An 8,446-nucleotide genomic window follows, 5' to 3' on the forward strand; every position below is an offset into this window, starting at 1 on the left:
TCTTGGGAGGAAAGAAGTCGGTGTGGGACCACTTACATGCGGAAGACGCCGAAGGAGGTCTCGGGCAGCGGCTGGCGGGAGGCGACGTCAAGGGCCATGCCGAGCACGCGGCGGGTGTCTTGCGGATCGATGACCCCGTCGTCCCATAGCCGGGCGGTGGAGTAGTACGGGTTGCCCTGGGATTCGTACTGTTCCTTGATCGGCGTCTTGAAGGTTTCTTCGTCCTCGGAGCTCCAGGTGTCTCCCGCACCTTCGATCGCATCGCGCTTCACGGTTGCCAGCACGGAGGAGGCCTGGTTGCCGCCCATCACCGAGATCCGGGCCGCCGGCCACATCCACAGGAAACGCGGCGAGTAGGCGCGTCCGCACATGGAGTAGTTGCCGGCGCCGAAGGACCCGCCGATGACGACGGTGAACTTGGGGACCCGGGCGGTGGCCACTGCGGTGACCATCTTGGCGCCGTGCTTGGCGATGCCGTCGGCCTCGTAGTCCCGGCCCACCATGAACCCGGCGAGGTTCTGCAGGAACACCAGCGGGATGCCGCGCTGGTCGCAGAGCTCGATGAAGTGGGCTCCCTTGAGTGCGGACTCGGAGAAGAGCACTCCGTTGTTGGCGATGATGCCGACCTTGTGCCCGTGGATGCGGGCGAAGCCGGTGACCAGGGTGGTGCCGTAGTTGGCCTTGAATTCATGGAATTCGCTGCCGTCCACGACGCGGGCGATGACCTCGCGGACGTCGTAGGGGGCGTTCACGTCGGTGGGCACCGCGCCGTAGAGCTCTGCAGGGTCTTCGAGCGGTTCGGCAACCTGTTCGGCGATGTCCCAGGCCGGGGCCGGGGTGGGCGGCAGGGTCTCGATGATGTTCCGGACGATCGCTAGGGCATGCGCATCGTTCTCGGCCAGGTGGTCGACCACTCCGGAGGTCTTGGCGTGCAGGTCGCCGCCGCCGAGTTCCTCCGCGGTGACGATCTCGCCGATGGCGGCCTTCACCAGGGGTGGACCGCCCAGGAAGATGGTGCCCTGGTTGCGGACGATGACGGTCTCGTCGCTCATGGCCGGGACGTAGGCGCCACCGGCGGTGCAGGAACCCAGGACCGCTGCGATCTGCGGGATCTTGGCCGCGGAGAGGTTGGCCTGGTTGTAGAAGATCCGCCCGAAGTGGTCGCGGTCGGGGAAGACCTCGTCCTGCATGGGCAGGAAGGCACCGCCGGAGTCCACGAGGTAGACACAGGGCAGCCCGTTTTCCATGGCGATTTCCTGGGCACGGAGGTGCTTCTTCACGGTCATCGGGAAGTAGGTGCCGCCCTTGACGGTGGCGTCGTTGGAGATCACCAGCACGTGGCGTCCGTGCACCAACCCGATTCCGGCTATCATGCCGGCGCCGGGGCAATCCCCTCCGTACATGTCTTCGGCGGCGAGCGGTGCGATTTCCAGGAAGGGGGAGCCTTCGTCGAGCAGGGTGTTGACGCGGTCGCGCGGCAGGAGCTTGCCGCGGTCAAGGTGGCGCTGGCGGGATTTTTCGGACCCGCCCAGGGCTGCCCGTGCCAGGCGGCTGCGCAGTTCGGCAACCAGCCGGGTTTGTTCGGCGGCATTCTTCAGGAATCCGGGGCCGGTCGTGTCAATCGTGCTGGGCAGGGCTTCCATGGATCCTCTTTCGAAGCTGAAAACGTCGGGGATGGTGTGTCAGTGGGCGGAGGCAACGGGGACTCCCGGCGGTTCACTGGCCAGTTGCACGGGTGGGTGGATGAAATTAGTGCCCGCCAACATGGAGCGGTCGGCGGAGAGAATCTTGCAGGCCATCATCACGAAGTTGTGTTGGACCTCGGACAGCGTCAGCCGACCGTCGGGGCGGTACCAGTGGGCGACGCCGGTCCCCATTTCCATCAAGGCCAGGCGTGCCATGGTCGGGTCCTCCGTGCTGAAGTCTCCGACACGGATGCCGCGTTCGACGACCTGGGCGAAGAGCGACTCGTAGTCGTCGCGCAGCTTCTGCATCGCCTCGCGGTTCAGCGGTGACAGCACACGCATTTCGTATTCGGCCACCCGGGCTGTTAGCGGATTGGTGGCGGTGAAACCGACGTGGGCCGATACCAGGGCCGCCAATTGGATGGTTGGCTCGGCGCTGAGGCGAAGGGCCGTCGAGCCGGAGTTGATCATCTCACCAAGGCAAGTGCGCATCACCTGCACCAGGAGTTCTTCCTTGCTGCCGGTGTAGTGGTAGATCGTGGCGGAGTTGATGCCGGCGGCCGCGCCCAGCTCGCGGATCCCCGTCGCTGCGAATCCTTGCCGGGCAAAGAGCAGCACGGCCGCCTGCTGGACCTTGTCGATGTTCATCATTTGCTCCGTTGCCGGGGTCGCACGAGAGCCGATCGATTGATTGGCTCCTACGTCCAGCAAACACCGTGATGCGGGTCACTGTCAATCATTCGATTGGGAACCGCCCGGGGCGGGCTCGCCATGCAGGTGAGCTTCGAACTTGCCCGGGAGATGGACGGCAAGGCGTACCATGTGAAGCCGCTTGGTGCGGCCTGAATTGCATGAAAACACGGGTACTCTCCAAATCTCTTGAGAGGTGTGGAGAGTACCCGTGTTCGAGGCAGGTCGCAGCGATACCCGAGGTTGTTGGACCTACAGCGCCCGCAGGATTACGGCACTGCCCTGCCCGCCGCCTCCGCAGATGCCGGTGGCGCCCACGGCCCCGGCGCCAAGCTCGGCCAGCTGGCGTGCCAGCGTGCCAACGATGCGCGCACCCGAGGCCCCGATCGGGTGTCCCAGGGCTATGGCGCCGCCCTTGGTGTTGACGATTTTCCCGTCGATGCCCAGCTTCGCGGTGGAGCGCACGCCGACGGCGGCGAACGCCTCGTTGATCTCGACGGCCTTCAGGTCAGCGGTGGAAAGCCCAGTGCCCTCGAGCGCGGCCAGGATGGCGTTGGCGGGCTGCTCGTGCAGCAGCACGTCCGGTCCTGCCACCAGTGCGTGGGAGACGATCTCGGCCATCGGCGTCAGGCCTAGGCGCTCGGCGGCGGCCCGGCTGACCAGCACCAGGGCGGCGGCGCCGTCGGTGATCTGCGAGGCGTTTCCGGCGGTGATGGTGCCGTCCTTGGCGAAGGCCGGGCGCAGCTTGCCCAGGGACTCCGCCGTGGTGTCGGCGCGAATCCCGTCGTCGGCCGACACGACGGTGTCCCCACGCCGGGAAGTGATGGTGAACGGCGCGATCTCCCCGGCATGGAACTCGGCGGCAGCTGCTGCCAGCTGGTGCGAGCGGGCGGAGAACTCGTCCTGCTCCGCACGCTTGATGCCCATGGCGGTATTGCCGTCCTCGGTGGAGGAACCCATGGAGCGGGCCTCGAAAGCATCGGTGAGCCCGTCGAATTCCAGGGTGTCGATCATTTCGATGGCCCCGTACCTGGTCCCGGCGCGGGCCCGCTGCACGTGGGGTGCCAACGACATGGACTCCTGCCCGATGGCCACCACGATGTCGGCCTCGCCGGCGTCGATCATGCGGGTGCCCGCCACGACGGCCTCGGTGCCCGAGAGGCACACGGCGTTCAGCGTCAGGGCCGGGACATTGAAGCCGATGCCGGCCCCCACGGCGGACTGCCGTGCCGGGTTCTGCCCGGCGCCCGCCTGCAGGACCTGTCCGGCGAAGACCCGCTGGACGTCCTCGGCGGAGATCCCGGCGCGCTCGAGGGCGGCGGCTGCCGCGTGCGCCCCCAGCGCCGTGCCGGGGACGGTGGCAAAAGCCCCGTTGAATCGGGCGAACGGGGTGCGGGCGTACCCGGCGATCAATGCGCTCATGCTGCTTCTTCTTCCTGGAGGTCTATGGTGAATGCGGCCCCGGTGGCCTCGGTGAGGGACTCGATGGTGGTGCCGGGCGCCATGGCGCGCAGCACCAGGGCGGAATCGAGAACGTCGAACACCGCGCGGTCGGTGATGATCCGATCCACCACCCCGACACCGGTCAGCGGCAGGTCGCAGGCCTCGACGATCTTGGGGGACCCGTCCTTGGCCACGTGGTCGGTGATGACGATGACGCGCGGGGTGCCGGCGACCAGGTCCATCGCGCCGCCCATGCCCTTGACGAGCTTGCCGGGGATGGTCCAGTTGGCCAGGTCGCCGTTGGCGGCAACCTGCAGGGCGCCGAGGATCGCGGTTGCAACGTGGCCACCGCGGATCATGCCGAAGGAGGTGGCCGAGTCGAAGTAGCTGCCGCCGGGCAGCAGGGTGACGGTCTGCTTGCCGGCGTTGATCAGGTCGGCATCTTCCTCGCCCTCGTAGGGGAAGGGGCCCATGCCCAGCAGGCCGTTTTCGCTCTGCAGGGTGACGTTCACGCCCTCGGGCAGGTTGTTGGCCACCAGGGTCGGGATGCCGATGCCCAGGTTCACGTATTGGCCGTCGGTCAGTTCGCTGGCGGCAATTGCTGCCATTTCATCGCGTGTCCACATGGTTCTTATGCCTCCTGGCGGACGCGCACGGTCCGCTGTTCGATGTCCTTGGTGCCGTCGGTTTCGACGACGTGCTGCACGAAGATGCCGGAGGTGTCCACGAGCGACGGGTCCAGGTAGTCCTCGTGGATGACCTCGACCTCGGCGAAGGTCACCCGCCCGGCCGCGGCGACGAGCGGGTTGAAATTCCGTGCGGTCATCCGGTAGCGCAGGTTCCCCTCGCGGTCCGCCTCGTGGGCGCGGACCAGGGAGATGTCGGCGACGATGCCGCGTTCAAGGATCGCGGCGCGGCCGTCGAATTCCATGGTTTCCTTGCCCTCGGCGACCGGGGTGCCCACGCCGGTGGGGGTGTAGAAGGCGGGGATTCCGGCGCCACCGGCACGCAGGCGTTCGGCCAGCGTGCCCTGCGGGACGAACTCGACCTCGAGCTCGTTGTCCAGGAACTGCCGGGCGAAGAGCTTGTTCTCGCCCACGTACGAGGCCAGGACCTTGGAGACCTGCTTGTTTTCCAGCAGCAGGCCCAGCCCCTTGCCGTCCACGCCCATGTTGTTCGAGACGATGGTCAGCCCGGTGGCGCCCGAGTCGCGCAGGGCGGTGATCAGCCGACTGGGGATTCCGCTGAGGCCGAATCCGCCCACCGCGATGGTCATGCCGTCGCGCACCTGGGAGGCCAGGGCCTGCGCGGCGTCGGCCAATACTTTCGTTGCCATGATTCTCCTTGAGTAGTCCACGATGTGGATTGAGCCACCATCCTGCTTCGACGGTACATATCCCGCTGGTTATGGGTCAACGAATGACATAGATTCCTCCCAGACCGTTCGAGTGGTGGCTGGAATGCGCACTCTCGTCCATAATATGGACATGAATACTTCGTTTCCCGGTGCCCAAGTCGTGGGCAGGATGGCCGCGGTGCTGCGCGCCGTGAGCACCGCGATGCCCAGGGGCATCTCCACCGCGGAGGTCGCACGAGGGACCGGCCTGGCGCGGCCCACCGTCCACCGGCTGCTCGCGGCGCTGACCGCGGAAGGCTTTTGCGACCACGACAACAAAGCGGGGTTGTGGATGCTGGGCCCGGAAATGTACCTGATGGGAACCGTGGCAGCCGAACGCTACGACATCACCGATATTGCCCGCCCCCATGTTGCCGCGCTGGCGGACGCCACCGGCGAGAGCGCATTCCTGTCGGTGCGCCGGGGTGAGGAAACGGTCTGCCTGCTGCGCCAGGACGGGTCGTTTCCGATCCGTTCGTTTGTGCTCTACGAGGGCAAGAGGTTCCCGCTGGGGGTGGCCTCGGCTGGGCTGGCGATACTTTCCTTCCTGCCCGAAAAAGCCATCGAACGCTACGTGGAAGGCCACGACCTGGCGGAAGGCCACGGCAGCGAGCACAGCCAGGAGTTGCTGAGGCACCGCATTGCCCAGACCCGGGAACGGGGCTGGGCGGTGAACCCCGGATTGATCGTGGAGGGGAGCTGGGGGATGGGAGCGGCCGTCTTCGATACGGCAGGCCAACCTGCATGGGCGTTGAGCCTGACCGGCATCGAGTCCAGGTTCACCGAGGAACGCCAACCCGAACTGGGTCGGCTGCTGCTGCACCACGCCCACGAGCTGTCCAAGAAGCTGCGCGGCGAGCAGGTTGTGGCTACTCGATGAGCCTGGGCCCCGACGATCCGCACCGGTGGGCACCGGTCAGAAGTGGTGGCCTGAAGACCTCTCAAGCCCTGCTGCCAGCAGTTCCCGGGCAGGCAGGAAGCGCCTCCAGGGCGATGACAGGATTTTCGGGAACCCCGGTCCGATACGTTCCGGTGTGAGGGAGTGCGCAACGGCAGCCCATCGTTGACTCCGCCAATTTGGCGTTCGAGACGGATATCTCTGACCTCACCGCCGCTATTGCGGGTGCCGACTGCGACGCCCGATTTGAGGGACCGCAGGACGGTTCACTGTACTGGATCATGGTGAGGTTTCGTCGTGTACTTTTGATGTCCCGGTGGACCATCCGTTTTTGATGGAAACCGTCGCCGGATCGGCAGATTTATCAGTTACCGCGATCGCGGTAACTGAAATGGGCGTCACATTCGAAACCCCCTACTCTAATTGAACCCCACACGCGGGCTCCCCACCCGGATTTTATTGAAAGGCTGCGCCATGATTTCGAAACGTAGTGCCGTGAAGATCGGTGCACTGCTCTGTGCTGCTATGGCACTCTCTGCCTGCGGCGGTGCACCAACGCCGGATGCTGCTGCTGGATCCAGCGAACCGGTCACCGGTGGTGAGCTTGTCGTTGCGTCGCTCCCATCGATGATCGACCCATATGTCACGACCTCGCGGTCGAACTGGATGGTTGCAGCCTCAACGTGTGAGGGCCTCTTCGCCAACGCCGCGAACACCTCGGTAGAAGGCGGGCTTGCCGAAAGCTATGAGTATGACGAAAAAACCGGTGTCTACACCATCAAGATTCGCGAAGGCGTCAAACTTCATAGCGGCGGTGAACTGACGGCTGCCGATGTGGTCGCTTCGCTAGAGCGCTATGGCAGCGCGGATGCCGGCGAGCTTTTCAGCTCATTGACCAAGGAAATTTCCGCGGTTGACCCGTTGACCGTTTCCATTTCCACGAAGCAACCGACGGGTGCGATCCCAGCGCTGCTCGCAACGCCGGACACCGGTGCCTACATCATGTCGGCCGCATCGTTGGAAGAGGCCGGTTCAGATGACCTGACCTCACTGGATTGCACCGGTCCCTACAAGCTCGACAGCTTCGCCACCGACCAGCAAGCCGTGATCTCACGTTTTGCTGACTACACCGCACGCAGCGAAAAAGCAGACGGTGCAACCGGGGCCAAGACAGCCTATGCTGACACGATTAAGTTCATCCCCTTTAACGACGCCAATGCCCTGAACCAAGTTCGTACCGGTCAGGCACACATCGTGCCACAGTTCATGAGCATGGATCAGCTTTCTGTCTATCAGGCTGACCCATCACTGAAACCGGTGGTGAGTGAGGATGCTGGATTCTCGATACTGCAGCTGAACAACAAATCCGGACTCATGGCAGACCTGAAAATGCGTCAAGCTGTTTTGAACTCCGTAGACCCGGTAGCGATTGCTACCCAGCAACTTGGCGGGACCGAGTACTTTGCTGATGACTCAAGCCTGTTCCCCAAGAGCTCGCCATGGTATTCGGAGGCCGGTTCAGATATTTACAAAAACAAGAACGTTGATGCCGGTAAGGCTCTGCTGAAAGAGGCAGGATACGACGGCACTCCGGTCCGTGTGCTCTACCGCCCCGACTCCGATGGCTACGGTCCCCTGCTCAAGCAGCAACTGGAAGGCATTGGCTTTGCCGTCGACCTGCAGGCCATGGACGCAGCCACATTCGGCTCCACCCGTACCGATCCCTCCAAGTGGGATATCTTCCTTGCTGGCGGTACCGCCTATTCGGACCCGCTGACCGTAGTCTTCCTCAACGATGATTTCCCGGGATGGTGGACCACGGATGAAAAGAAGTCACTGATGGCTGATGTCACTGAGGGTAAAAACATCGAAGCCCGTCTGCCTGCCTGGAACAAAATGCAACAGCTCATCTGGGACGAATTGCCATTTGTAAAGCTCGGTCACGAACCGCGGTTGAGTGTAATCGGAGCCAATGTCGGTGGATTTGAACCGACGCAAGGAACTGTGCGCGGCTTCTACAACGTATGGATCGGCAACTAACCCGGCCTTTTCATGAAGCGGGGCGTCATTAAGTGCCTTTAACGTCGAAAAGGTGAGCTGATCTGGGAAAATAGAGGTACCACACCTTTTTATCCACCAGAACAGGGCTCACCTTTTCGATGCTTAACGATACCCGTGTTTTCCCGTCCCTCCCGGCAGCCCCGACCGGCCAGTCGCTGGTTTCCCACGCCGGCCTGAACGTGCTCACCTCCTTCCTGGACGCGACCGGCTTCGGCGCCCTGTGCGAAGAGCAACTGGCCGGGTTCGTTCCCGAGACGGCCACCCACCGCCCGG

General features: G+C 64.1%; 7 protein-coding genes and 1 pseudogene. 3 read left to right on the forward strand and 5 right to left on the reverse strand.

Annotated features, from left to right (window positions below):
• Positions 1-32: 32 nt before the first annotated feature.
• From BLJ79_RS21365 to BLJ79_RS21385, 5 genes are all read right to left on the reverse strand, one after another.
• Positions 33-1,643 carry a carboxyl transferase domain-containing protein gene (locus BLJ79_RS21365; RefSeq protein ID WP_071216828.1) on the reverse strand — a complete coding sequence of 537 codons (1,611 nt, stop codon included), beginning with the start codon at positions 1,641-1,643 and terminating at the stop codon, positions 33-35.
• A gap of 39 nt (positions 1,644-1,682) precedes the next feature.
• On the reverse strand, positions 1,683-2,333 hold the full coding sequence (locus tag BLJ79_RS21370; RefSeq protein ID WP_071216829.1) for a TetR/AcrR family transcriptional regulator: 651 nt from the start codon (positions 2,331-2,333) through the stop codon (positions 1,683-1,685).
• A gap of 294 nt (positions 2,334-2,627) precedes the next feature.
• A complete protein-coding gene (locus BLJ79_RS21375; protein ID WP_071216830.1) occupies positions 2,628-3,797 on the reverse strand; it encodes an acetyl-CoA C-acyltransferase in 1,170 nt (389 codons plus the stop codon).
• The gene (locus BLJ79_RS21380) at positions 3,794-4,444 is read right to left on the reverse strand and encodes a CoA transferase subunit B (protein WP_071216831.1); all 651 of its coding nucleotides are present in this window, start codon (positions 4,442-4,444) and stop codon (positions 3,794-3,796) included. Before BLJ79_RS21380 ends, BLJ79_RS21375 begins: the two co-directional genes overlap by 4 nt.
• A 5-nt stretch (positions 4,445-4,449) precedes the next feature.
• Positions 4,450-5,154 (reverse strand): CoA transferase subunit A, encoded by a 705-nt coding sequence (locus tag BLJ79_RS21385; protein WP_071216832.1) that lies wholly within the window; start codon positions 5,152-5,154, stop codon positions 4,450-4,452.
• Between the two features lie 151 nt (positions 5,155-5,305).
• Between BLJ79_RS21385 and BLJ79_RS21390 the strand changes: the two genes are divergently transcribed.
• From BLJ79_RS21390 to BLJ79_RS23865, 3 genes and pseudogenes are all read left to right on the forward strand, one after another.
• On the forward strand, positions 5,306-6,094 hold the full coding sequence (locus BLJ79_RS21390) for an IclR family transcriptional regulator (RefSeq protein ID WP_071216842.1): 789 nt from the start codon (positions 5,306-5,308) through the stop codon (positions 6,092-6,094).
• Between the two features lie 492 nt (positions 6,095-6,586).
• Positions 6,587-8,152, forward strand: coding sequence for an ABC transporter substrate-binding protein (locus BLJ79_RS21395; protein ID WP_071216833.1), 1,566 nt, complete (start codon positions 6,587-6,589; stop codon positions 8,150-8,152).
• A gap of 119 nt (positions 8,153-8,271) precedes the next feature.
• A pseudogene (locus BLJ79_RS23865) lies at positions 8,272-8,446 on the forward strand (IS1380 family transposase); the annotation flags it as partial.

Source organism: Arthrobacter sp. UCD-GKA (assembly GCF_001863355.1).
GTDB lineage: Bacteria > Actinomycetota > Actinomycetes > Actinomycetales > Micrococcaceae > Paeniglutamicibacter.